Annotated in this window: 16 protein-coding genes; 7 read left to right on the top strand and 9 right to left on the bottom strand. The window is 51.6% G+C overall.

The features are described 5' to 3' along the window. Positions 1-55 precede the first annotated feature (55 nt). Positions 56-526 (bottom strand): Lrp/AsnC family transcriptional regulator, encoded by a 471-nt coding sequence (locus ACJJIM_RS13165; protein ID WP_020413378.1) that lies wholly within the window; start codon positions 524-526, stop codon positions 56-58. Positions 527-803: 277 nt separating this feature from the next. On the opposite strand from ACJJIM_RS13165, the gene ACJJIM_RS13160 reads away from it, so the two are divergent. Further along, on the top strand, positions 804-4,361 hold the full coding sequence (locus ACJJIM_RS13160) for an indolepyruvate ferredoxin oxidoreductase family protein (RefSeq protein WP_444911173.1): 3,558 nt from the start codon (positions 804-806) through the stop codon (positions 4,359-4,361). Positions 4,362-4,414: 53 nt separating this feature from the next. Here ACJJIM_RS13160 and ACJJIM_RS13155 read toward each other — a convergent pair whose 3' ends face one another. After that, positions 4,415-5,689: an OprO/OprP family phosphate-selective porin gene (locus tag ACJJIM_RS13155; protein WP_444911172.1), complete on the bottom strand. Its 1,275-nt coding sequence runs from the start codon at positions 5,687-5,689 to the stop codon at positions 4,415-4,417. 135 nt (positions 5,690-5,824) lie between these two features. Beyond that, entirely contained in the window at positions 5,825-6,715 is an 891-nt protein-coding gene (locus ACJJIM_RS13150) for a TraB/GumN family protein (protein ID WP_413662682.1), read from the bottom strand. Positions 6,716-6,885: 170 nt separating this feature from the next. On the opposite strand from ACJJIM_RS13150, the gene ACJJIM_RS13145 reads away from it, so the two are divergent. Continuing rightward, positions 6,886-7,983, top strand: coding sequence for a glycosyltransferase (locus ACJJIM_RS13145; protein WP_413662681.1), 1,098 nt, complete (start codon positions 6,886-6,888; stop codon positions 7,981-7,983). Between the two features lie 54 nt (positions 7,984-8,037). Here ACJJIM_RS13145 and ACJJIM_RS13140 read toward each other — a convergent pair whose 3' ends face one another. Both ACJJIM_RS13140 and ACJJIM_RS13135 read right to left on the bottom strand, forming a co-directional pair. Next, positions 8,038-8,622, bottom strand: a complete 585-nt coding sequence (locus tag ACJJIM_RS13140; protein WP_413662680.1) for an acyloxyacyl hydrolase — start codon at positions 8,620-8,622, stop codon at positions 8,038-8,040. Between the two features lie 99 nt (positions 8,623-8,721). Further along, positions 8,722-9,870: a sigma-70 family RNA polymerase sigma factor gene (locus ACJJIM_RS13135; RefSeq protein WP_413662679.1), complete on the bottom strand. Its 1,149-nt coding sequence runs from the start codon at positions 9,868-9,870 to the stop codon at positions 8,722-8,724. 755 nt (positions 9,871-10,625) lie between these two features. Between ACJJIM_RS13135 and ACJJIM_RS13130 the strand changes: the two genes are divergently transcribed. Further along, on the top strand, positions 10,626-10,934 hold the full coding sequence (locus ACJJIM_RS13130; protein ID WP_413662678.1) for a hypothetical protein: 309 nt from the start codon (positions 10,626-10,628) through the stop codon (positions 10,932-10,934). 82 nt (positions 10,935-11,016) lie between these two features. Here ACJJIM_RS13130 and ACJJIM_RS13125 read toward each other — a convergent pair whose 3' ends face one another. The 4 genes from ACJJIM_RS13125 to ACJJIM_RS13110 form a co-directional block, all read right to left on the bottom strand. After that, positions 11,017-11,775: a YciK family oxidoreductase gene (locus ACJJIM_RS13125; RefSeq protein WP_413662677.1), complete on the bottom strand. Its 759-nt coding sequence runs from the start codon at positions 11,773-11,775 to the stop codon at positions 11,017-11,019. Positions 11,776-11,827: 52 nt separating this feature from the next. Then, positions 11,828-12,487 (bottom strand): HAD family hydrolase, encoded by a 660-nt coding sequence (locus ACJJIM_RS13120; protein ID WP_413662676.1) that lies wholly within the window; start codon positions 12,485-12,487, stop codon positions 11,828-11,830. Between the two features lie 12 nt (positions 12,488-12,499). Then, positions 12,500-13,201 (bottom strand): bifunctional 2-polyprenyl-6-hydroxyphenol methylase/3-demethylubiquinol 3-O-methyltransferase UbiG, encoded by a 702-nt coding sequence (gene ubiG / locus ACJJIM_RS13115; RefSeq protein WP_413662675.1) that lies wholly within the window; start codon positions 13,199-13,201, stop codon positions 12,500-12,502. A 66-nt stretch (positions 13,202-13,267) separates the two neighbouring features. Next, the gene (locus ACJJIM_RS13110) at positions 13,268-14,593 is read right to left on the bottom strand and encodes a TRZ/ATZ family hydrolase (RefSeq protein WP_413662674.1); all 1,326 of its coding nucleotides are present in this window, start codon (positions 14,591-14,593) and stop codon (positions 13,268-13,270) included. A 192-nt stretch (positions 14,594-14,785) separates the two neighbouring features. On the opposite strand from ACJJIM_RS13110, the gene gyrA reads away from it, so the two are divergent. The 4 genes from gyrA (at position 14,786) to ACJJIM_RS13090 (ending at position 21,975) form a co-directional block, all read left to right on the top strand. Then, complete coding sequence (gene gyrA, locus ACJJIM_RS13105) at positions 14,786-17,347, top strand: DNA gyrase subunit A (RefSeq protein WP_108733855.1); 2,562 nt, start codon at positions 14,786-14,788, stop codon at positions 17,345-17,347. Between the two features lie 167 nt (positions 17,348-17,514). Next, positions 17,515-18,594 carry a 3-phosphoserine/phosphohydroxythreonine transaminase gene (gene serC / locus ACJJIM_RS13100; protein WP_413662673.1) on the top strand — a complete coding sequence of 360 codons (1,080 nt, stop codon included), beginning with the start codon at positions 17,515-17,517 and terminating at the stop codon, positions 18,592-18,594. Positions 18,595-18,640: 46 nt separating this feature from the next. Beyond that, entirely contained in the window at positions 18,641-19,744 is a 1,104-nt protein-coding gene (gene pheA, locus ACJJIM_RS13095) for a prephenate dehydratase (RefSeq protein WP_282932042.1), read from the top strand. Continuing rightward, positions 19,744-21,975 (top strand): bifunctional prephenate dehydrogenase/3-phosphoshikimate 1-carboxyvinyltransferase, encoded by a 2,232-nt coding sequence (locus ACJJIM_RS13090; RefSeq protein ID WP_444911171.1) that lies wholly within the window; start codon positions 19,744-19,746, stop codon positions 21,973-21,975. Before pheA ends, ACJJIM_RS13090 begins: the two co-directional genes overlap by 1 nt. Positions 21,976-22,029 lie beyond the last annotated feature (54 nt).

Genomic DNA, 22,029 nt, shown 5'->3' with positions numbered 1-22,029 from the left:
TTCTCAGTAAGCCCCATGCGTTAAAGCAAGGGGCTTTACTTTTCACACTTTTGGCTTAAAGTGGCAGCTGGGTGGTGTACTTCACCTGCTTGAGGGCAAAGGTGGAGTTGACTGAGGCCACGTTTGGCAGGTGTACCAGGGAGCGCTTCAGTAATTGCTCATAGTGCTCCACGCTATCCACTACCACGCGCAGGACATAGTCTTTGTCTCCGCTGGTGGAATAGCACTCTACCACCTCCTGGACATCCTGAACTGCTGATTCAAAGTTGTTCAGGGATTCCTCATCGTGATTGTGGATGGTAACGTAGCAGTATACGGTGACACCCAGATCCAATTTGCGTGGATCCAGCAAGGTAACACGGCCACGGATAATACCTTCGGCTTCCAATCGCTTGATTCTGCGCCAGCAGGGAGTGTGCGAAAGACCGACTTTATCGCCCAGCTCTGCCATGGAGTAATCTGCGTTCTCCTGCAGCGCTCGCAGAATCTTACGGTCAAAATCATCCAGGTCTGTCGAACGCTTCATAAAGACTCCTATCCTATAAAAATTATCTATATCGAAACTTCTATCACAAATTTACGCATATTTGCGTGAATAAAGCAATGCTCTATTGCGCTTAACGAACTAGTATGACCTGACTAAACCGTTTCGGGATAGGTGCAGTGTGCCCTTAGCCGCTCTGGGACTTTGCGGCAAATATAAAAACAGGCGTATCTGACCACGGAAAACGGACTATTCGGAAGAATAATGACTAATAACTCGAACCGGGTTTCGAGAAGAATAATTAACCGGAAGTAGGTGTATGACTGAAAAAGTAACCAGTCCTCAAAGTACGGCGGATTCCCAAGTAAAAAAACAGGTTTCATTGGACGACCGCTACACCATGCTCAAGGGCCGTGTGCTCCTTTCAGGTATCCAGGCCCTTGTGCGCTTACCCATAGACCAGATGCGAATGGACCGGGATCGCGGCCTCAATACCGCGACTTTTATCTCCGGTTATCGGGGGTCGCCCTTGGGTGGCTACGACCTGCAGTTATCCAGGGCGAAAAAGCTGCTGGGAGAGTACAACATCCGTTTCCAGCCTGGCGTCAATGAAGAGTTGGCGGCTACAGCAGTTTGGGGTTCCCAGCAGGTGGGCTTGTTCCAGGGCGCAGAAGTGGATGGCGTCTGCGGGATTTGGTATGGCAAGACACCGGGTGTCGATCGCTCCTGCGATGCATTTCGCCATGCCAACGCCGCTGGCTCCTCTCCCAAAGGTGGTGCACTGATCGTTGCCGGCGATGACCACGGCTGTAAATCATCCTCCTATCCCGGGCAATCTGAGTTTGCCTTTGTAGATATGCATATTCCAGTACTTAACCCCGCCACCGTGCAGGAAGTGTTGGATTATGGTCACTATGGGCTGGAGCTGTCTCGCTTTAGCGGCTGCTGGGTGGCAATGATCACCCTGGCAGAAAATATGGATAGCTCTGCGACCGTGGAAGTGGACCCTGAGCGGGTTAAATTCCACTACCCGGATATTGAGCGTCCCGAGGGCGGCCTGAATATTCGCAAGCAGGACAACCCTCTCGAGCAGGAAGAGCGCCTGTGGCGTTACAAGCGCCCTGCTGCGCTGGCTTTTGCCCGCGCCAATAAACTCAACAAGGTTGTACTGGAAAACCCTGAGGCGAGCCTCGGTATCGTAACCACCGGTAAGGCCCATCTGGACTTGATGCAGGCCTTCGAAGACATGGGTATCGATGAGCAGAAGGCCAAGCAGCTCGGTATCCGAATCCTTAAAGTGGGTATGACCTACCCGTTGGATGTGCCGGGTATCCAGGAGTTTGCCCGTGGCTTGGATACGCTGCTGGTGCTTGAGGAAAAACGCAGTTTGATGGAAGTACAGCTGAAAGAAGAGCTGTACAACGTCCACGTGAAGGACCCAAATTTCCCGCGTATTCTCGGTAAAGTGGACGATAGTGATCAGCCGCTGATGCCCGCTTATGGCGAGCTGTCGCCAGCGATTATTGCCCAGGTATTGGGTTTTGTTTTGGGTGAGGACAAGTTGGATGAAGGCGGCAAGCACCGCTTGATGCGCCTCAATGCCCTGGCTGAACGTATTTCCCAGCAGACGGGCTCAAGCGTGTCTCGCTTGCCTATGTTCTGTGCCGGCTGCCCCCACAACCGTTCCACCAAGGTGCCAGAAGGAAGCCGAGCCTTAGCAGGTATTGGTTGTCACTATATGGCTCAGTGGTTGGATAGGGAGACTTATACCTTCACCCAAATGGGTGCCGAAGGAGTTAACTGGGTAGGGCAGGCGCCGTTTACAACTGAAAAGCATGTCTTTGTAAACCTGGGTGATGGTACCTATTTCCACTCCGGTATTTTAGCTATTCGTGCTTCCGTGGCTGCCAAGGTCAATATCACTTACAAGATCCTGTTTAATGATGCGGTCGCCATGACAGGCGGCCAGCCCCACGATGGTGAGTTGGCTCCGGATATGATCTGTCGCCAAGTTTTGGCAGAAGGGGTTCAGAAAGTTGTCCTGGTGATGGATAACCCGGATAAATACAAGGGTGCGCTGTCCTTCCCCGGTGAAGTTGAAATTCATCACCGGGATTACTTGCCCGTTGTAATGGATGAGCTGCGTGAGGTTGAAGGTTGTACCGTTATTATTTACGACCAGACCTGTGCCACCGAACTGCGCCGCAAGCGCAAGCGCGGGCTACTGCCTAAAGCCGAGGGGCGCCCCTTTATCAACGAGCTGGTGTGTGAAGGCTGTGGAGACTGCGTCCAGCAGTCGAGCTGCATCGCTGTTGAGAAAGTGGAAACGGCGCTGGGCGACAAACGCAGGGTAAACCAAACCGGCTGTAACCAGGATATGTCCTGCGTTAACGGCTTCTGCCCCTCATTTGTCACGGTGAAAGGAGGCAATATTGCCAAGGGCGCCGGGGTAGGCGACGTTTTGCGAACTGAAGCGGCCAAGTTGCCCTCGCCGCAGCTTCCGGGCTTACAGCAGCCGTATAACTTCCTGGTTACCGGCGTTGGTGGTACGGGTGTGGTGACTATTGGTGCCTTGTTAGCGATGGCGGCACATATCGAAGACAAGGCGTGCAGTACCCTTGATCAGACCGGATTGGCTCAGAAGGGCGGTGCGGTTTACTCCCATATTCGCTTTGCGGCTGCGCCCGAGGCTTTGCAGGCGGTACGTATTTCCGACGGTCGTGCCGATGCCCTAATGGCCTGCGACCTGATTGCAGCCGGCAATGTAGCAGCTTGTTTGGTTAAACTGGATAAATCGCACAGTCGCGCGGTAGTGAATACCCACTTGAGCCCAACGGCGGCAACGGTTCTCGGGCGTGAGGATGTCCATTCACCGCAAGCGGTATTGGATACGGTGAGTGGCGCGGTTAATGAGCTCAGCTCTGTAGAAGCGCATCGCCTGACCAAAGCAGCTCTGGGTGATACGCTCGCCGCCAACATTTTTATGCTCGGCTACGCCTGGCAGAAAGGGTTGATTCCGCTAACTGAAGCCTCCCTACTGGAAGCGATCCGCTTAAACGGTGTCGCTGTGGAAGGTAATCTGCAGGGATTTGCTGCAGGGCGGTTGGCGGCAGAAAATCGCAACGCTCTGGACAAACTGTTAACCCACGAAAAAGTTGCAGTAGAAGTACCACAAACTCTTGAAGCGATCGTGGCTCACCGGGTGGGGCACCTCACCGGTTATCAAAATGCGGACCTTGCCGAGCGTTACCGCAGTTTGGTCGATACGGTGAAATCTGCTGAGATCTTAAAAGTGCCCGGGAACGTGCAGTTGGCTGAGGTGGTTGCGCGCAATTATGCAAAGTTGCTTGCCTATAAGGATGAGTACGAGGTGGCCCGCCTATACACCGATAGCCGCTTTATCGAATCGCTAAAAGAGAACTTCAGTGGTGACTTTACCCTGGAGTTCAATTTGGCTCCCCCGTTATTGGCGCGCTTCGATAAAGGCTTGGGGCGTCCCCGCAAAATGAAATTTGGCGGTTGGATGTACAAGGCATTTGGTGTTTTGGCGAAGCTGAAGTTCTTGCGCGGATCGGCGCTTGATATTTTTGGCTATACAGCTGAGCGAAAAATGGAGAGGGCACTGATTAGCGAATATGAAGAATTGGTTAAGAAAGTTCTGGGCCAATTAAATTCGCAGAATCACGCTGCTGCTGTTGAGCTACTTCAATACCCGGATATCATCCGGGGCTACGGCCCGGTGAAGGAGGCCAATATTGAGAAAGCGAAAGAACAGCGAAATATCGCATTAAATCGATTTGAAAACCCGGTTCGGGATATAAAACTATCAGCTGAGGTTGAGGTTTTTGACCCAGCTAAGGCACAGCAAGTAGGTTAATTGCCCGTTTGATAAAGTGGCTCAAGGACTGTCTTGAGCCACTTTATAATCCCCTACCAAACCCCTTGTAGTCGTATGGCGAATTGGTTGGTTTTGTCTCCAGTAAAATCGTTGTCGCCTAGGGTGATGTTCATCATTACCCGAACTTTGGGGTTGAAGTAATAGTTTACCCCTAACGTAAGGTTACTTGCTCGAAGCTGGTGGAAATCGCGATTTTCGATGGTTTGGTATCTTGCGGCAACTTCCCATGCGCCTTCTGGGGGGGATGGTTTAATTGACTTAAAAACCCCTTTCTTGTCGTCATATGGCTTGTGCTGCCCGGTAATTGCCCAGCTTCCCAAAATGTACCAGGAGTGGACATCCTGTCCGCCAATAAAGCACCCGGTGATAGGATCACAGAAAAAATTCGGAGGCAAACCGAAAAACTCTTCATAGACCAATTCTGAGAGATATATTTTTCCTGAAAAGTGCCCGTAGGCGTATTCCGCCTGACCAAATAAGGGACCGTAGGTTGCAGCCAGCTCGAAACCGGTAATATTGACCCGCCCCCCACCGTCGCCGAGAAAAAATTCATCGTCACCAAAATCGCCAAAAAAATTAATTGATCCACCAGGTGAGATGGCTATAAGTTGCTCTGGCCCCCGCCGGCCCGCATAGGCGACCTCAGCAATAATATCAGGTGTATCTTGGTTAGCTTTTTCGTAACTACGGGATACGCCGAGGTGAACGGTTGATATGGAGTCGCTGATTGGAGCCCAGGTTAATCGAGTTGCGGCGCCAAACCCCGAATTGCGTGGGTCACCGGGGTTTCGCAAGTTGAACAGGGTAAAACCGAAGGTATGGCAGCACCATTGTTTATCCCATTTGATCCCCTGTAAGTAGCCTCGTCCGTCGTAAATACCTGCAGAGCTGGTAAATGCTCGCTCCATAAGTACGAGGTCGTTTGAGCTGGTTAGTTGACTCATTGATCGACTGGGTTTGAAATTGCCAATAGTCAACTTTCCTGTATAGAACTTTGTACTTAAATAAACGTCACGCAACCCTGCGGTTCCACTGGTGGCAAAGTCTCTCTGAAGTTTGTATTCCCACTCCCAGATTTTGCCCCTCATTGTCAATCTAACCCGACGGAAGTCGGTTGTATTGACCGGATCTTCTAGGTCTTTGTCAAAAATGTATGTATCGAAGTGAATCCTTCCGCCGAGTTGTGCGGAGAAATCCCCATCGTCAGAGACAATTTTCAGTCCGCCTTTTGTCTCGGCTTCATCAGCAATAGCCGGGAAGCTAAATAAAAGAATTGATATGGCACAGTATGCTCCCCAGCATTTCATCGGACGCCTCTAGTTGAGAGTTGTCATTGGTCACGGGAAAAGTGCTATTCGAGTTTAGCAATAGAAAAGACTTTGGACGGGGAGGGGGAATGGGACGGCGCAGAAAATCTGCGCCGAGGGTTACTGGACAGTTGATTAAATGCGTTCTAATTTGTAACCAGTGTCGCCTAGAAACTCGATAACACTGCGTTCGCCCACCAAGTGGCCAGCGCCGACTATGACAAACAGAGACTGGTAGTTTGGCCCCTTAAGGGCAATTTTCTCAGCCATCCTTTCATTGCGATTAAAAAAAAGTGTGTCATAGAGCGGCTTATATTCAGGGTTTTCAGTTAGGCCGTCGAGGATAATAAGGCGATTCAAAGCTTCTTCATCTCCTCGCTTCCATGCGCTGGTAAGTTTGGGTAAAAAGGTTGAAATATCCCCAATTTGCTCAAGGGTTTGCTGGAAGAGGAGCGCAGGGTTGTCCAGGTCATTTAACATCTTGAATTGTTGCAAGACACCTTCTAGCTCCAGAACGGATTTCCCATCCTTTTTTGCTTTTTGTAAAAAGTGCCTATCAATGCCTAGTTCTGGGTTGAGGCCGTGGGCCTGCATCTCAATCATACTCATAGAGATCATGGCTATGGCGGGACGCTGCCGGATAAACATAGCCTCGGGCATACTACGTTTTCGCATCCACGACTTCAGTTGGCTGTATATCGCGGGTGGAAGTTCGTCTTTTAAAGTTCGTTCACCTTGGTAGATAGACTCCATCATGATTCGCTGCTGTAACAGGCTGTCGCCTTCTGCAGCGAGAATGTCAGCCTCGACGGCAATGGCATCACTATTGGAGTAGGCCTGTTCAATTTTTGGTCTAAGAGGGTAAAAGTCCTCAGTTGCCAAGTGAACCGAGCCTAATAAGTAAACGGTTTTATCATCTTTAGTTGCTTTCCAGAAGATGCCTTTATCGCTCTCAGCGGCTGAAGCTCCTATTGTTAGTAGAAGCAGTGTAAAGGCGAGAAAGTAACTTATTTGTCGCTGAAGCATTGTCGGGTCCCTGAGTAATTTGCCTTTGCAAATACTATCACTAACACCTTCAGGTACCAGAGGGGCTTTTAGGCATCAAGTCACTGACTTGTAAATTAGTGATGATTTACTGGGAAATTATCTTATTGGAAGTCAAAATAGACCTTTTGGTCTGTTTCACGGAAGTCAAATTGAAAGTTGTACAGTTTTTGCCCAGTCTAGAGCCTGGGATCACAGCAACTCTTGCGCTTGAGTTTGCAAATGAACTGGTCAAAAAAGGCCACGAGTCCCTGGTAATTTCTACTGGTGGACCATTGGAGGCGCGGTTTCGTTTGCACGGTAGTGACTTTATTAGCTTTCCAAAAATCAGTGAGTCAATTTGGTCTTTGCGGCACAAATCCCGCCTGCGTAAGATTCTCGCAAGGTTGCAACCGGATATTGTCCATACCTATGGTCGCTCAACGGCTTTTCTAGCTTGGCGCGCCTTAAAGAGTGAGTCAGCTACAAGTCGCCCTAAGCTGGTGCCCCTCGTGGATCAAGATTTCCCCGACAGTTATTTTAATAAAGGTATGCTGTCAGGAGATGGAATTATCGCAAGCTCCCGAGGGGTTGCAGAGAACCTGAAGAAGTTCTCCCCCAAAATTACAGAAGACTCGATAGAGGTTATTTATCACGGTATCAATATTCGCGAGTTTGATCGTGAAAAACCGGTAGCGAGCCAGTGGCAACTGAAGCTTTTGAATAGCTATCCCCAGCTGGAAGGGAAAAACTGGTGGTTAATGCCGGGAGAGATCTCTGCAAGTGGGGGCCAGGAGGAGTTTTTACACCTGTTGGCCCAGGCTGCGGCACAAAGCGATGATTTTCACGGAGTGATTATAGGAGCTTTGGCTGAAGATAATTTGCGTTATCTGAAAAAACTTGAAGGGCTCGCACAAGATTTGGACCTTGGTGGTAAGGTTACATTCCTTGGTGAACGCCGTGATATGCGTGAGCTGTACGCAACTTCTCAGTTGGTTTTTCAACTCGCCAGCGAGAAAGATGGGAACGCAAAACATTCGAAGGAAGCGCTGGCGATGGGGCGCCCGGTAGTCGCTTATTCCGAAGGTTGTACGGGGGAGGTTTTACAGAAACACTTTCCTGAAGGACTGGTGGAGAAAGGTGATCTGAAATCTTTAATGGAAGCGAGTTTGAATTTGGTAAGCAAGCCAAATAATCTAAATCCTCAAGAGTTTAGCTATGCAGCTTCGGCTGGAAAAACCATAGACTTTTTTCAGGGCTTACTTAATTAAATTAAAAGCAATTTTAGTCGTTAACAATCTGGAAAGTATTAAAAGGTTGAATTTCTAAAAGTTAAGGTGCCCGTTCAAAGAGGCGAAATCAAAACCGGGATTGGGTGTATTGGTTCTGGCGTTTGAAAAATGACTGTACCTTAAAGAAAGGACGTGGCCTCTGGAAAAACGGTACCCGAAAGCAAAGTGCAGGGCAAAATTTAGTTTGGTGCTCAATCCAATATCACCAAAGTTTTTTTGGCTTAAGTAGGATGCTCCTGCGCCTGCTTCAGCAAAGCCACCCCGTAATTCACCTCGGGGGTACCAGCGCAAAATAGGTTTAATTTCGAGAATATTTTGTTGCTGTTTCTCGCTGTGGTGTTCAATTCGCATATGGGAGTAGCTGCCTTGTCCCCACCATTGAAGTGAATTGTCGCCAAGGCTAAATGAAGACAGTAGATAGGAGTAGCTGAATCCAGCCATTTCTGAAGCTGAGATAGAGCGATACTGCATTAACTCATTTCCTAACCCTTTACCTGCGCTTGCAATGAGCTCGGATTCTGCTTGCGTCGGTTGGGCTAGAAGTAGTCCGCCGGCAAAAAAATAGGTACAGCATTTAAAGGCATAGTATTTTTCGTTGAAGACCGCTAACTTACGCATAACTTCGCAATACTAACTGATAGAACTGTTTTAAAGACTAGTGGGAAAGGGTTCGATGGCAAGCTCTCAGGAGGGGCTTGCCATCGACTTCCTCCTTTTCTAGCGCCACTGCCGCTTCAGTTGTCGAAGTGCGTCAGAATGAAGTTGTCGCGCGCGCTCCTGGCTAAGCCCCAATTGCTCGCCAATAACTCGAAAAGAGCAGTCCTTGTCAGAAATTAATCCATACCGCAAGTTGAGGACTGTCCTTTGTCGTGCGGGGAGGCGGGCAACAGCTTCACGGAGGCGTTGAGCTAGCTCCTGGTTGGTTACAAGCTCATCCGTATTGTAAAGTTCATCAGCAGGTGCATAGTCCAGTCGGGTACTGCTCTGGTCGTCTGCGACTGGGTCATCAAGGGACCCTGTTGGTCCTGGGAGTTTTAATAAGCTCTGGATTCTCTCAATATCTAGTCCTGTGTGGCGGGCCAGATTGTCATCGGATGCGGGTTGCCCCTGAGCACGTACTTCACCAATGGCTCTGTAAATCGCTCTTAAATCATCCTGGACATTGGCTGGTTGTCGGACAAGATCTTCATTGCGCCTTAAAGCCAATTGAATTTCTTGCTGAATCCACCAGTAGGCATAGGTCGAAAAGCGGTATCCCATTTGTGGTTTGAATCGCTCAATGGCTTTCATTAATCCAACATTGCCTTCTTGAATTAAATCGATAAAGGGAACTGATGGGTTGCGAAAGCGTTTTGCGATGGCAATAACCAGGCGCAGATTACATTGGATCAGTTTTTTCCGCTGTTGTTGAAAGCGCTGTAGGAGTCCGGTTAGCCTGCTGCGGCCGCGCCTATCCAGGAACTTGCTGGCAAGTAGGATTTCAGTGTGGGCAATTATAAGTCCATGGTCGTAGGCGCCTGTGCTTCCGCGCTGCTCCACTCCTTCGCTGCGAAGCTGAACCAACTCGGTGCCGCTTTCCTGAAGATTGGAAATGAGCTTTTCTTCCAGGTCGCGCAATAGACAGGTGGTACTGTGCTCTTCCTCCGGAGTTAATAGCTCAAGCCTGTAGAGATGCTTGAGATAGCTCTGCATTGGGGTGGTGCCGCTCTCGGAGAGGGTATCACCCGCGGCATGAATCTCTTCCGAGTCAGGGTCTCGCTCGACTTGAGGGTCGGGCTCGCTGGCACCCTGGCAGGAGTCAGAGAGTGGTTCGCCTGTATCCTTCAGCCATTCTTCATCCCTTGAGTAAAAATGTTCTCGGGACAAGTGCTTAAACCTTTGTTGGCTGTGTGAACGAAACTTGTTGATCAGTCTATTAAGGTGTCGATTGACGCCTATTTCTACTTACTATAGATGTATCAGTAAGCTTAAGAAGGGAAAAATGAGACTCGAAGGTTTTGCCGGTCTGAAAAAGGGGGAGAGTTTTATGTGCGCCTCTAGAAACTAGCTTTTACTGGGCGCGCTTGCTCTTACTTTTCGGCCACTATCTTTTGGCGGCATAAAGAATTAGCCAAGCATTGCTTTTTCTGCGGCGACCGAGATTCCAGCCTTCCAGTAGATCCTTTCATTGTCATTTTGGCGCCAGAACCGGCTATTATCCAGTTTGAATAGGGGCTTCTGATAAGTGCCTTTGGTGATTGAAACAATTCTAATTCCGATGAAATTAGGCATTTTAGTTGTTGGACTCTTTTTTTCTTTCCTAAGTCATTTTTTGCCCGCTATTCCGCGGGTGGGTTAACTTGCCAGAGTAAGTTAGTCGTTTCATGTCAGCTTCTATCCCACAAGATCTTCTCAAACAAATAGAAATGCAGATGAGTTCACACTTTTTTGGCTGTCAGCATGAAAGAATTTGAAGAGCCATACATGCTGATTGCCCACAAAATATGGGGCTCGAGTTCGGTTTGTGAAATATTGTCGTTTTTAGTAGTTGTTGTTTGGAGGGTATGACTACTTAATAAGTTGCAGAAAATTCTATCGATTGAGCGATTTTTTATAAAACTAAACTATCCAGGGGCGGAACTATGAAGGGGTTGCTAACACCTGCAGCACTGTTTGCTGTTGTGGTTGGGTACGTGTCTTGCGAGGGGATAAGCCTTGCGGTATCTGATCGATCTGCAGCTTATGCTGTCGGGGTCGCGCTTAGTGAGCGGGATGATCAGTCCGTTGACTACAACCAGTACTCGGGAGATGCTCAAGATATAGAGCTGTTTGATGGCTCCAATATGATGGAGTTTGAAGGCGATGTATTTGCCGATGCTCCCGAGCATATGCCTCCAATTGGAGAGGGGGCGGACTCAAAAGACAGTGATGACAAGGGCTTCGGTGAGTAGCTATCAAGTGCAATGCCAATAAGGCTTACATGGACAAGTACCCGAGACCGAAGCCCGGATTCTTGTCCAGGAGACGGGGTCTCTATTTCTTCTGGGCGCTAAAATGCTTCCCGCTTACGCCGTTACTGTCTCTACCCATTAAATAGAGGTAGGTGGGCATAATATCTTCTGCAGAGGTTACCGACTGTGGGTTTTCTGCTGGGTAGGCAGTTGCTCGCATTGTTGTACGGGTTGCCCCTGGGTTTAGGGAGTTGACCCGGGTATTGGAAACCCCTTCCAGTTCATCGGCGAGTACCTGCATCAGTCCTTCAGTGGCAAACTTCGATACTGAATAGGCCCCCCAATAGGCTCTCCCTTTAACCCCAACGCTGGAGCTTGTAAACACAACAGAGCCTGCTTCTGATTCCTCTAGCAGAGGCAGCATTGCCTTTGTTAGTCCAAACGCTGCATTAACATTCACCTGCATTACTTGTTGCCAAGTGTTGAAATTGTAATTGCCTATAGGGGTGCGTTGCCCGAGTAGGCCGGCATTGTGCAGGAGTCCATCCAGGCGGCCAAACTCGTTGCGAATAGCTTCTGCGAGGCTCTCGAAACCCTCTATTTTTGCCGCACCCAGGTCCATGGGGAAAATAGCCGGCTGTGGTCCGCCGGCAGTCTCGATTTCGTCATAGACCGCTTCTAGCTTGGGGGTTGTACGGCCTAGCAAAATTACTGTCGCCCCGTGAGCGGCAAAAGTCTTTGCTGCAGTTTTACCTATGCCATCTCCGGCACCGGTGATAAGAATAATTTTGCTCTTTAATAGGTCGGAGGGCGCTTGATAGTCGCCAACAAAGTCTGACATGAAATATCCCGATACTGTCACCGGGCTTGGGTGCCCGGTATTACTTCAAGTTTCAAAAATAGTGTTGTTCTAGAAGGGGCCAAATTTCATTGGCGGAATTTACCAGGTGGTCTGCCCCCCAATTGGCGGGGTTGTCTGTAGAGTCAATATAACCATACCCGCAAGCGATAGTCGGCATACCAGCCTTTTGTCCGGCGATGATATCGCGCTTGTGGTCGCCGATATAAATTGCTTCAGCGGGCGCGCAACCAATCTGGCTGCAGGCTAAAAATAGGGGCTCGGGGTCCGGCTTGGATTTGCTGACGTGGTCAGGGCAAACAATTGCAGAGGCTGGCGGTAGATGGGTAAAGGCTTCCATCAGCGGAGTGGTGTAGGCCTCCGGTTTATTGGTGACAATCCCCCAGGGAAGGTTTTTTTCAACCAGGTTGTCGAGCAGGTTGTCGATACCGGGGAAAGTGGTCGTCTTCTCTGCAAGATGTGCCAGGTAGAGGTCTAGCAACCTTTGCAGTAATCCTGGGAAGGCGGGGTCACCTTCTTCTTTGTTAAACCCCAATGTCACCAGCGCCCTGGAACCATTGGATACAGTTCCCCGGATCGTCTCGTCAGGCAGTGGAGGTAACTGTTCCTGTTGGCGCAGTTGATTTAAAACAACAATAAAATCTGGCGCTGTATCAAGCAGGGTACCATCCAGGTCAAATAAAACGGCTTTCATTTTGCAGTTCACTTATTCTGGTTTGCTGGCATACATCAAATAATTGACGTCGACATCCTGGGGGTTCAATTTGTAGCTTCGGGTAACCGGGTTATAAGTCATACCGGTTATATCGTGCGCTTCCAGGGACTCATCGCGCAGCCAGGCGCCCATTTCTGAGGGGCGGATAAACTTACTGTATTCATGAGTGCCCTTGGGCAGTAAGCGTAGGACATATTCTGCTCCGACTACGGCAAACAGCCACCCTTTGGGGGTGCGGTTGATCGTAGAGAAAAATAGCTTGCCGCCAGGTTTTACAAGTTTCGCGCAGGCGCGAATGACAGAGGACGGGTCTGGTACATGCTCAAGCATCTCCAGGCAGGTAACAATATCAAAGCTCTCGGGCGCTTCTTCTGCCAGTTCCTCTACTGCCACTTTGCGATAGTTGACGCTGACGCCACTTTCGAGGGCGTGGAGTTTGGCGACATTGAGTGGGGCTTCCCCTAGATCGATACCAGTAACATCGGCTCCCCTCTGTGCCATGGCTTCAGCCAGGATACCGCCACCGCAGCCCACATCGAGGAGCTTCTTACCGGCAACCGGAGCATACCCGTCAATGTAATTTGCACGCAGTGGATTGATTTCGTGTAGTGGTTTGAACTCGCCTTCCTTGTCCCACCAGCGGCTGGCAAGTTGCTCAAATTTGGCGATTTCTGAGGGATCTACATTGCTCATGAACTTCTCTGCAAACTCCGTCGCTCGTAACCGGCATTTTTCAGTGATTGGGCCGGAATCAGTTAGCTAGCGTAAATTTCCGCTGATTCTATCACGCCATATTTGCGCCCGCTGGATAACCTCAGTTTCGTTTAAGGTTTGTAGCTGGCGCTCCTTTAAAAGTTGTCGCCCGGCGACCCAGACATCGCTGACATTGTGTCCTCCGTTGGCATAAATCAACTGGGACACTGGGTCATGCAAAGGCTGCTGTTCTAGACCGCCGAGATTGATAGCAGCAATGTCTGCGCTTTTACCTACCTCCAGGCTTCCGGTTATATCTTCAATTCCCAGTGCTTTGGCTCCGTTGATGGTCGCCATGCTCAGTGTCTGATGCGCGGGTAGGGCTGTTGCGTTCCCGCTAACAGCTTTTGCCAGTAGTGCGGCTGTGTTGGCTTCGGAGAACAGGTCTTGGGTGTTATTGCTCGCGGCGCCATCGGTGCCCAGGGAAACGTTGATGCCGGCTTCCAGCATGTCATAGGTCGGGCAAAAGCCTGAGGCGAGCTTGAGGTTGGATGATGGGCAGTGAGAAACATGGGCGCCACTTGAACTCACTAGCTCAATATCTCGCTGGTTGGTGGCCACCATATGTACACAAAGTGTCTGCGGTCCCAGCAACCCAAGGCGGAATAGCCGCTCGGTGGGTCGCTCTCCAGTAGCGTTCAGGGCGCTTTCAACTTCAGCGTGGGTCTCGTGGAGGTGCATTTGCATGGGGATCTGCGCTTCGGCAGAGCAGACTGCAATTTTTTCCAGTGTTTTATCCCCCACGGTGTAGGGGGCGTGGGGTGCAAATACCACCTCAATTCGATCGTGCGCACGGTAATCATCGCGTAACGCCAATCCTTTGTGCAAGGCCTCATCGCTATTGCGGCTCCAGGGGGTTGGGGCATCCAGCACGGGGAAGGCGATATGGGCCCTGATTCCGCTCTCCCGCGCAGCAATGGCGACGGCTTCCGGGAAGAAGTACTGATCAGAAAAAGTAGTAGTACCAGAGCGCAGCATCTCGGCAATCGCTTGCCGGCTGCCGTCAGCTACAAATTGCGGACCGACCCAGCGTTGCTCTGTCGGCCAGATGTGCTGCTCCAGCCACTCTTTAAGGGGGCGGTCATCAGCGTAGCCGCGCAATAGCGTCATGGGCGCATGGTTGTGAGTATTAATTAACCCTGGAATTAGTGCGTGTTGCCCCAGGTCGATCTCATTTGTTGCCCTAAAACGAATTGAGGCCTCAGCTGTGGGTACCAGGGCAGAGATTTTGCCCTTTTCTATTGCGAGCGAACAATTTTCGTACACTTTTTTCTCGGGTACGACGGGTATGATCCAGCGTGCGTGGATCAGGGTATCGACAGCTTGTTGCATGAGGAGTTATCTGGTGGCTGCTGTGGGGGTGTTTTACTGTAGCCGCAGTCAATGAGGGCGACAACTGTGGTTTGTGCCGCAGTTGGATATCTCCGAGTCCTGCGGCTCCAAACATCTCAAACTATGGTAGAATCGCCCGCTTATCCCGGGCACAGTACGTACGCCCGCGCTATAAAAGGAACGCCGTAAGCCATGGGCGAATTAGCCAAAGAAATCTCTCCGATTAATATCGAAGAAGAACTCAAGCAGTCTTATCTCGACTATGCCATGAGCGTGATTGTCGGGCGCGCACTGCCGGATGTACGCGATGGCCTCAAGCCGGTACACCGCCGCGTGCTCTACGCGATGAGCGAGCTTAAAAACGACTGGAATAAACCTTACAAGAAATCAGCGCGTGTCGTTGGTGATGTAATCGGTAAATATCACCCGCACGGAGACACTGCGGTCTACGACACTATTGTGCGTATGGCGCAGCCGTTTTCTATGCGTTACACCCTGGTAGATGGCCAGGGTAACTTCGGTTCTATCGATGGTGACAGTCCAGCTGCCATGCGATACACCGAGATTCGTATGGATAAGTTGGCCCACGAACTGCTGTCCGACCTCGATAAAGAAACTGTTAATTTTGTCGATAACTACGATGGCTCCGAGCAAATGCCGGAGGTATTGCCTTCGCGTGTGCCGAACCTCTTGGTCAATGGTTCCTCCGGTATTGCGGTAGGTATGGCCACCAATATTCCTCCCCATAACCTGGGTGAGGTGATCAAGGCTTGCCTGGCTCTGATCAATAATTCCGAGTTGACCGTCGACGACCTGATGGAGTACATCCCCGGGCCGGACTTCCCCACGGGCGCCATCATCAATGGCCGCGCCGGTATTCTCCTTGCTTACCGCACTGGCCGTGGGCGCATTTATGTGCGTGCCAAAGCAGATGTGATCCGCGATGACAAGACCAATCGCGAAACCATCATTATTACTGAGATCCCCTTCCAGCTGAATAAGGCGCGCTTGATCGAGCGTATTGCTGAGCTGGTGAAAGAGAAAAAGATCGAGGGTATCTCTGAGCTGCGCGACGAGTCCGACAAAGACGGCTTGCGCGTAGTGATTGAGCTTAAGCGGGGAGAGCTGGGTGATGTGGTTCTGAATAACCTCTATTCCCAGACCCAGCTGGAAAGCGTCTTCGGTATCAATATGGTGGCCCTGGTCGATGGCCAGCCCAAGGTATTGAACCTCAAAGAGCTGCTCGAGCACTTTATTCGCCACCGCCAGGAAGTCGTTACCCGCCGTACGGTCTACCTGTTGCGCAAAGCCCGCGAGCGCGGTCATATTCTGGAAGGTCTGGCGATTGCCATCGCCAATATCGATCCGGTAATCGAGCTGATCAAATCTTCCGCCACACCGGCAGATGCCCGCGAGGCGTTGCTGGCTAAAGGCTGGCCTGTGGGCAATGTACAGCAGTTCCTGGAGCGGGCTGGTGCTGATGCCTGCCGTCCAGATGATCTGCCGCAAGAATTTGGTTTGCGCGACGATTCTTACTACTTGTCCCCGGCCCAGGCTCAGGCAATTCTTGAATTGCGCCTGCACCGCTTGACGGGTATGGAGCACGATAAGCTGCTGGCAGAATACCAGGATCGACTGGAGCAGATTGCTGAATATCTGCATATCCTCGGTAGCTTCGAGCGTCTGATGGAAGTGATCCGCGAAGAGTTAGAGCAGCTGTCAAAGGACTTTAACGATGAGCGTCGTACCGATATCGTTGCGTCTCGCCAGGATCTGACTGTTGAAGACCTGATTACCCCGGAAGACAAGGTAGTAACTATCTCCCACGGTGGTTACGCCAAGAGCCAGCCTCTGACCGATTACCAGGCCCAGCGCCGTGGCGGTATGGGTAAATCCGCGACCCAGGTAAAAGACGAGGACTTCGTTGAGCATCTATTGATCGCTAACTCCCATGACACCCTTTTGTGCTTCTCCAATAAGGGCAAGGTGTACTGGTTGAAAGTCTACGAAGTGCCTACCGCTGGCCGAGCCTCCCGTGGTCGCCCAATGGTTAATATGCTGCCCCTGGAAGAGGGCGAGCGTATCAGTAGCATGATGCCGGTGTCTGAGTACGACGAAAATCACTTTATCTTCTTCACCACTGCCAATGGCACCGTGAAGAAAACCCCCCTCACCGCTTTTGCCCGCCCCCGCAGTGTTGGTTTGCGTGCAATTGAGCTGGAGGAGGGCGATCGCCTGGTAGCCACTGCGATTACCGATGGTGAGCGCGATGTAGCGCTGTTTACCAGCGCCGGTAAGGCAGCGCGCTTCTCCGAGTCCAATGTGCGCTCAATGGGCCGTGTTTCCCGTGGTGTTCGCGGTATTCGTATGCAGGAAGGTCAGCAGGTTATCGCTATGGTTATCCCTGAAGAGGGTGGCTCTGTGATGATGGCTACTGAGAATGGTTACGGTAAGCGCACAGCTATCAGCGAATTCCCCACCAAGGGACGCGGTACCCAGGGTGTTATTGCGATCGCGGAAAGTGAACGTAACGGTGCCTTGGTTGGGGCCTGTCAGGTGCACCCAGGTGAGGAGATGATGTTGATCTCCGACCAGGGCACTCTGGTGCGCACCCGTGTTGATGAAGTGTCTGTACTTGGGCGCAACACGCAGGGGGTGCGAGTGATTCGCCTGAAGACTGGCGAGAAGCTGGTTGGTCTCGGTCGCATTGAAGAGACCGAAGATGACGGTGAAGAAAACGGTGGGGAAGAGTGACCCACCGCTCTAGACCACTAAGAAAGGCTGCGTTTATCGCGGCCTTTCTTGCCTTTGGCTCCCACGAAAAACGCTAAAGGCGCGATATCTATCCCTCTGAATGGCAATTTGTGCGTAGACACATCTAGTTGTATTTGAAACCTTTTTTGTATTGTGGAAATCAGCTCATGAGGAAGTTTAATTTCTGTGCAGGCCCTGCCGCTTTACCGCAGCCCGTACTGGAGCGGGCGCAAAGGGAGTTGCTCGATTGGCAAGGGCTCGGTTGCTCTGTAATGGAGGTCAGCCACCGCTCTCCAGAGTTTGTTGAGGTAGCTGAGCGGGCCGAACAGGACCTCCGCGATCTGCTCAGTGTGCCGAGCAACTACAAAGTGTTGTTTCTTCAGGGCGGGGCAACTGGGCAATTCAGTGCCGTGCCCTGGAATCTTCTCGGTGCCGGCTCATCCAAAGCTGAATTTATACACTCTGGTAGTTGGGCGGCCAAAGCGATCAAAGAGGCTCGTCGCTATGGTGAGGTAAATGTGGTTGCATCCAGTGAGGATCGCAACTTCAGCTATGCACCTGCGGCAGACAGCTGGCAGTCGAGTGGTGATGCGGCTTATTTCCACTATACCCCCAACGAGACGATTGGCGGTGTTGAGTTTGGCTATGTGCCGGAAGTGGAGTGCCCGCTAGTGGCGGATATGTCCTCAACTATTTTGTCTCAACCGATTGAGGTGGAAAAGTTCGGCGTTATCTATGCCGGCGCGCAGAAAAACATTGGCCCCTCAGGTATCGCTGTAGCCTTGATTCGGGATGATTTACTCGATCGCTCACTGGAAAATATTCCTCGCAGTTTGAGTTGGAAGGTGGCGGCAGAGGCGGGCTCTATGGATAACACGCCACCTACTTTCGCTTGGTACTTATCTGGTCTTGTCTTTCAGTGGTTGAAAGATCAGGGGGGTGTTGATGCGATGGCTAAGCAGGCCGATGTTAAATCCAAAATGCTGTACGACTTCCTCGACAGCAGTGACTTTTTCTCCAGTCCGGTTGAGGAGGGAAGTCGCTCCCGCATGAATGTGCCCTTTGTGTTGGCTGACGACCGCCTGGATAAGCAGTTTTTGATTGAGTCAGAAGAAGCGGGTTTGTTGAGCTTAAAGGGGCACCGCTCTGTGGGTGGTATGCGCGCGTCGCTATATAACGCCGTTCCCATGGAGGCAGTGGAAGCGCTTGTGGCATTTATGGCGGATTTTGAAGTGCGCAAGGCTTAGGTGGTTAATTCAATCTTGATGATTTCTAGAGAAAGTAGATAAACGAATGGCAGAGGAAACTGTGAGTGGTGACCAGCGACTGCTGGAGCTGCGCAACCAGATCGACAGTATTGATGGAGAGATTGCTCGCTTAATTAGTGAGCGGGCTCGCTGCGCCCTGGAGGTTGCAGAGGTTAAGAAAGCTACTGGCGAGGATGCTCTCTATTATCGGCCGGAGCGTGAAGCACAAGTGCTGCGCAAGGCTATGGAGCGCAATAATGGTCCGCTGACTGATGAAGAAATGGCGCGACTGTTTCGCGAAATTATGTCGGCCTGCCTGGCCTTGGAAGAGCCTGTCAAAGTGGCCTACCTGGGCCCTGAGGGTACCTTTACCCAGCAGGCGGCATTAAAGCACTTCGGCAACTCTGCCCAGAGCCGGCCGCTGGCGGCAATTGATGAAGTTTTCCGTGAAGTAGAAGCAGGTGCCGTCAGTTACGGTGTTGTGCCGGTAGAAAACTCTACCGAAGGGGTGATCAACCACACCCTGGACAACTTTATGCACTCCAACCTGAGTATCTGCGGTGAGGTGGAGCTGCGTATCCATCATCACTTGATGATCTCAGATGTAACGCGCCCAGAGTCAATCACTCGTATTTATTCCCATGCGCAGAGCCTGGCGCAGTGCCGCAAGTGGCTTGATGCCCATTATCCCAATGTGGAACGTGTTGCAGTTGCCAGCAATGCGGATGCGGCCAAGCGCGTTAAGGGTGAGTGGAATGCTGCGGCGATAGCTGGCGATATGGCAGCGGAACTCTACGGACTGAAGGTGCTGTCGGAGAAAATAGAAGATCGCCCGGATAATTCCACCCGCTTCTTGATTATTGGTACCCAGCAAGTGCCTGCGAGTGGGGATGATAAGACCTCATTGATGGTATCAATGCGCAATGAGCCAGGTGCTCTGCACGATCTTCTGGAGCCGTTTCGTCGCTACAGTGTCGATTTGACCCGGGTAGAGACCCGGCCATCGCAGTCTGGCAATTGGACCTATGTGTTCTTTATCGATTTTAGCGGCCACCGCGATACCCAGGGAATTGCCGAGGCGCTAAAAGAGGTTGGAGGCTGTGCCTCAGATCTGAAAGTGCTGGGTTCCTACCCTCGCGGAGTGCTGTGATGGCGCAAGCTCAAATTGGCCGACTGCTGGTTGTTGGGATCGGTTTAATTGGGGGGAGTTTTGCCCTTGCAGTGAAAGCTGCCAGGGCTTGCCGAGAGGTTATCGGGGTCGCTCTGGAAGAGAGTGTCTGCGATGAAGCCAGGGCGCTCGGTATTGTTGATCGGGCCAGCACCAGTCTCGAGCTGGTATTGCCGCAGCTGGAGCCGGGCGATTTGGTGTTTGTGGCTGTGCCGACACTGGCGATTGAGTCTGTATTCGCGCAGCTGAAAGAACACCTGCCGGCGGGAGTCACCGTGACAGATGGTGCCAGCGTAAAAGGTAGCGTGGTGGCAGCGGCAGAAAAAGTGTGGGGGAGTGCTCCAGATTTTCTGGTGCCAGGACACCCAATTGCTGGTTCTGAAAAAAGTGGTGTTACCGCGGTGAGAGATGACCTCTATAGGGATCACCGCATTATCCTGACGCCGCTTGCGAATACAGGGGCTGCTCATTTGCAGCTTGTGGAGCGAGCATGGCAGGCCGTGGGAGCAGAGCCCCTGACAATGTCAGTGGAGGAGCACGACGAGGTTCTGGCTGCTACGAGCCATCTTCCCCATGTCATCGCTTTTAGCCTTGTGGACACTTTGGCCCACGATGCGGAAAACGAAAATATCTTCCGCTATGCGGCGGGAGGCTTCCGTGACTTTACTCGTATCGCTTCTAGTGATCCGGTGATGTGGCGAGATATTATGCTCGCCAATCGGGATGCCATCTTAAAGGCTATCGACCTATACAGCCTCAACCTTTCTTCCCTGCGCGACGCTATTGCCTCCGGTGATAGCGCTGCCCTGATGGGGGTTTTTACCCGCGCCAAAGCGGCACGGGATCACTTTACCAAAATGTTGGCAAAACAAGCGTATTCGGAACCTATGCAAGAACAAGAGATTACTTTTATCGTGCAGCCGGGTGAGGCTGTAAATGGCAAGCTCAGGGTGCCGGGGGACAAATCCATGTCGCACCGCTCAATTATGCTGGGCTCCCTGGCCGAGGGAGTTACAGAAGTTGAGGGCTTTCTGGAGGGTGAGGATGCACTGGCAACCCTGCAGGCTTTCCGCGATATGGGGGTCGTAATTGAGGGGCCGGACAACGGTCGGGTTGTAATTCATGGCGTGGGTCTTAATGGCTTGCAGGCACCGCCCGGACCGCTATATCTCGGTAACTCCGGGACCTCCATGCGCCTGTTGGCTGGATTGCTTGCCGGGCAGGATTTCGACGTAACACTCACTGGCGATGAGTCCCTGTCAAAGCGCCCGATGAATCGCGTGGCTAACCCCCTGCGTGAGATGGGTGCAAATATTGAGACTGGCCCGGAAGGTCGTCCGCCGCTTTTGATTAAGGGTAGTAGTGCGTTGAAAGGGATCGATTACCCGCTGCCGATGGCCAGTGCCCAGGTGAAATCAGCGGTATTGCTGGCTGGGCTCTATAGTGAGGGTCAAACGTCTACCGTTGAGCCGGCGCCCACTAGAGATCATACCGAGCGCATGTTGCAGGGCTTTGGTTATAAGGTGGAGCGGGATGGTGCTCAGGCTAAGTTGGTGGGCGGTGGCTCACTGAAATCCTGTCGCATCGATGTGCCTGCCGATATTTCTTCAGCCGCATTCTTTATGGTTGCTGCCGCTATCTCTCCCGGTTCCGATGTTGTGCTGGAGCATGTGGGGATCAATCCCACCCGCGATGGGGTTATCAATATCCTCCGTGCAATGGGCGGCAATATCGAATTGCTGAATATGCGCGAAGTGGGCGGTGAGCCGGTGGCGGATATTCGTGTTCGCTATGCGCCCTTGAAGGGAATTCGCATCCCTGAGGATCAGGTACCCCTGGCGATTGATGAGTTTCCTGCATTGTTTGTTGCGGCAGCTTGTGCAGAAGGTGAGACCGTCCTGACTGGTGCGGAGGAGTTGCGGGTCAAAGAGAGTGACCGGATTCAGGCGATGGCAAATGGCTTGATTGCACTTGGGGTAAAAGTTGAGCCAACACCGGACGGTATCGTGATCCAGGGCTGCAAAGAGGGTGCGGTATTTTCTGGAGGCACCGTCGATAGCTTGGGGGATCACCGTATTGCTATGGCGTTTGCAGTGTCATCGTTGCGCGCAAAGGATACAATCCGCATCCTTCACTGCGCCAATGTGGCGACTTCATTCCCGAACTTTGCCGAACTGGCAACGGGCGCGGGTCTCAAGTTGCAGTTGGCGTGACACGGACATTCAGGTTTGGGCGGTTGTGATTCGTTTGAGCGCATCCGCCAGAGA

Source organism: Microbulbifer maximicatervae (SeqCode), assembly GCF_052467615.1.
Note: the sequence above shows the minus strand (reverse complement) of the source record. Positions and strands in the feature narration are given on the sequence as shown.

Excerpts from the sequence above, each read along its gene's own strand:
- ACJJIM_RS13165 (WP_020413378.1), bottom strand. The coding sequence starts at position 526 with ATGAAGCGTTCGACAGACCTGGATGATTTTGACCGTAAGATTCTGCGA.
- ubiG (WP_413662675.1), bottom strand. The coding sequence starts at position 13,201 with ATGAGCAATGTAGATCCCTCAGAAATCGCCAAATTTGAGCAACTTGCC.
- serC (WP_413662673.1), top strand. The coding sequence starts at position 17,515 with ATGAGGAAGTTTAATTTCTGTGCAGGCCCTGCCGCTTTACCGCAGCCC.
- gyrA (WP_108733855.1), top strand. The coding sequence starts at position 14,786 with ATGGGCGAATTAGCCAAAGAAATCTCTCCGATTAATATCGAAGAAGAA.
- ACJJIM_RS13090 (WP_444911171.1), top strand. The coding sequence starts at position 19,744 with ATGGCGCAAGCTCAAATTGGCCGACTGCTGGTTGTTGGGATCGGTTTA.
- ACJJIM_RS13110 (WP_413662674.1), bottom strand. The coding sequence starts at position 14,593 with ATGCAACAAGCTGTCGATACCCTGATCCACGCACGCTGGATCATACCC.
- ACJJIM_RS13155 (WP_444911172.1), bottom strand. The coding sequence starts at position 5,689 with ATGAAATGCTGGGGAGCATACTGTGCCATATCAATTCTTTTATTTAGC.
- pheA (WP_282932042.1), top strand. The coding sequence starts at position 18,641 with ATGGCAGAGGAAACTGTGAGTGGTGACCAGCGACTGCTGGAGCTGCGC.
- ACJJIM_RS13140 (WP_413662680.1), bottom strand. The coding sequence starts at position 8,622 with ATGCGTAAGTTAGCGGTCTTCAACGAAAAATACTATGCCTTTAAATGC.
- ACJJIM_RS13150 (WP_413662682.1), bottom strand. The coding sequence starts at position 6,715 with ATGCTTCAGCGACAAATAAGTTACTTTCTCGCCTTTACACTGCTTCTA.
- ACJJIM_RS13125 (WP_413662677.1), bottom strand. The coding sequence starts at position 11,775 with ATGTCAGACTTTGTTGGCGACTATCAAGCGCCCTCCGACCTATTAAAG.
- ACJJIM_RS13160 (WP_444911173.1), top strand. The coding sequence starts at position 804 with ATGACTGAAAAAGTAACCAGTCCTCAAAGTACGGCGGATTCCCAAGTA.
- ACJJIM_RS13130 (WP_413662678.1), top strand. The coding sequence starts at position 10,626 with ATGAAGGGGTTGCTAACACCTGCAGCACTGTTTGCTGTTGTGGTTGGG.
- ACJJIM_RS13120 (WP_413662676.1), bottom strand. The coding sequence starts at position 12,487 with ATGAAAGCCGTTTTATTTGACCTGGATGGTACCCTGCTTGATACAGCG.